The 2,549-nt window shown below is 40.1% G+C and carries 1 protein-coding gene and 1 pseudogene; both read left to right on the top strand.

All coding sequences use genetic code 11. The features are described 5' to 3' along the window. Positions 1-566, top strand: a pseudogene (locus AAV98_RS20630) (hypothetical protein); the annotation flags it as partial. 400 nt (positions 567-966) lie between these two features. Further along, positions 967-2,472, top strand: coding sequence for a phytoene desaturase family protein (locus AAV98_RS19690; RefSeq protein ID WP_060667201.1), 1,506 nt, complete (start codon positions 967-969; stop codon positions 2,470-2,472). The last annotated feature ends 77 nt before the right edge of the window (positions 2,473-2,549 follow it).

Below are 2,549 nucleotides of genomic sequence, written 5' to 3'. Positions count from 1 at the left end.
GGGATGGAGCGACTGGACCAGAGGGACCAGCAGGACGAGAAGGAGCAACCGGACCAGCAGGACCAGAGGGACCTGTTAATCCTACTTCAACAAAAGAAGTACTTTTTCGAGGAGCAGCCCAAGGGTTTCAAAGAGTCTCTGCGGCACCTGGTGCTCTGTCACAGCAAATACCTTTAGTAGTACTAGGAGATGGAAGTATTGTAGGACTAACAGCTTCTATGTATGAAAGAAACTTACAACCTGGAACATATGTTTATAATGTTTGTTCCAATGTCCCTGAAAATGCTACAGCCCCTGCAGCTCGCAATATAATTTCTACCATAACATTTATTTTGAATGAAATAACTTCAGGTACTATTACATTTACCATAAAACCCAGTGATCCAAATACACAGCCGGTTTTTGTCTCCAATGGAGGACCTTACGTAGTAGCTAATGCGACTGTTTCATGGTCTTCAAACATTCCAGGCGATCCTATAGCTAGGAATGATGCAATTTCTTTATACTTAGATAATTTTGTTACTCAAAATGCGGTGTATGCATTATTTCTTTCAACAAAAATCTAAGCTAATTGAAATATTTATAATGAAAAAACAACGGCTCGGGTCAAAAATTTTTATGAAAATCATCCTGAAAGGACATTCAACTAAACTTGAATGTATCAGATTGTAGACAAAGTCTTTTGTTTTACAAAAACCAAGTTGATCGTAGTGAATGGAGCGTAGACTTCTGCGGGAGGAAGGGTCAGTGAAGATCCCACAGCACGGAGCCTGAGGAGGATTCCAGACGGCCCGCGAAAAGCGAAGCTCCTATAACTGAGATGGGACATTCAACTAAAATCTTCTTAACATTTTAATTAGAACATGCGTATTTTGACAAGAAAAACTTACAAACACATCCATCGTTCGTGACTTTGCATCTATTTTATATAATAGAAATAATACTTGCAGGAAAGAAGGAAACGGCATGCTAAGAGATGCAATCGTTATCGGAACGGGATTTGGAGGTATTACTGCCGCTGCACTGCTTGCAAAAGAAGGATACGATGTTTTGACGCTTGAAGCTGCAAATGAACTTGGGGGTTGTGCAAGTAAATTTGACCGTAAAGGATACCGTTTTAGTGCAGGAGCTACAGTTGGAATGGGTTTTGAAGAGGATGGAATGTTAAGAATGCTTTTTGATGAGCTCGGTGCTCCGATTCCTCCTATGAGAAAGGTCGACGAAATAATGAATGTGTATCTTCCAGATCGGAGACTAACATATTTCTCCGAGAAAGAAGCATGGTATAGAGAAGTTATAAAGAAGTTTGACCAAAATCCAGATGGTATCCATGCGTTTTTTGAGGATGTCTTTAAGGTATCAATGGTATTACAGAATTTCGTAAAAAAACGAGCCATTTTTCCCCCAAGCACGGCATCAGAGTATTTATATTTGTTAAGAAGTATTGATTTCAATTTTCTGGGATTAACCACATACTTAACTCAATCTGTAGAGGACCGGTTATCCAAATTCGGTCTCACGAATAATCAGCCGTTTATGGCATTTATCAATGGGCAACTGATGGATAGTGTCCAGACAACGGCTAAATTTACTCCTTCTTTGTTAGGCTATATGGCTTTAAGTATTTTTCATCAGGGTGCTTTTTATGTAGAGGGAGGCCTTGCTTCCATTATTCATGCATTGGCGGATAATTATCGCGCTTCGGGAGGGGAACTGCGCCTGCGTCATCAGGTTGTCAGCGTAGCTAAACACGGAGATATCTGGACCGTTATGACAAAACGCGGTCAAGTTTTCAGGACAAGGAAGCTCATAATGAATGTCCCCATTCACAATGTATTTTCTTTGCTAGAACCTGAATTGCATTCTAGTCTACCAATAAAAGAACAAAAAGAAAAAGATAGAAAAGCTTGGGGAGCATTCACTCTCTATATTGGGGCAGCAGATGCATCCTTTATGCAACCACAAATTAGTTCTATTCCATTTCACCAATTTATCTCCTCCTATGAATCCCCTTTATCTGAAGGGAATCAATTCTTGTTTTCTATGTCACAAGAAGGAGATACAAAGTTTGCGCCAATGGGGAAAAGATCCATTACGATCTCTACCCATACAAATGTGGACAAATGGTGGGATAGGGAAAAGTATGAAAGTAGAAAAGAAGAATACATGGAGAGAATTCTTGACTCTATTAATAATAGGTTCCCTGGCTTCTCTTCTAAAATTGATATTAAGATGGCGGGAACTCCTGTTACTTTTAAGCGCTATACCCAACGAGCAGAAGGAAAGGTAGGCGGTTATATTCCTTCAGGTAAGTATAGTTTATTGAAAAGCTACTCTCCGAACTCTCGTGTGGAGGGGCTATGGTTTTGTGGAGATACGGTTTTTCCAGGAGCAGGATCTTTAGGAAGCAGCTTGAGTGGTTGGATCGTGGCTGATGCAATAATGGGAAAGCACCCAAGTAATGGCATGTAATATCGCCTTTAGGGTGCTATTCTTTATTATTCATCCTGCTATGACTCCCTACGACAAAAATTAATATCAATCAATGT

Source organism: Bacillus sp. CHD6a (assembly GCF_001293645.1).
Taxonomy (GTDB): Bacteria; Bacillota; Bacilli; order Bacillales; family Bacillaceae_I; genus Sutcliffiella_A.
Note: the sequence above shows the minus strand (reverse complement) of the source record. Positions and strands in the feature narration are given on the sequence as shown.

Coding starts and splice junctions, on each gene's coding strand:
- AAV98_RS19690 (WP_060667201.1), top strand. CDS start 967: ATGCTAAGAGATGCAATCGTTATCGGAACGGGATTTGGAGGTATTACT.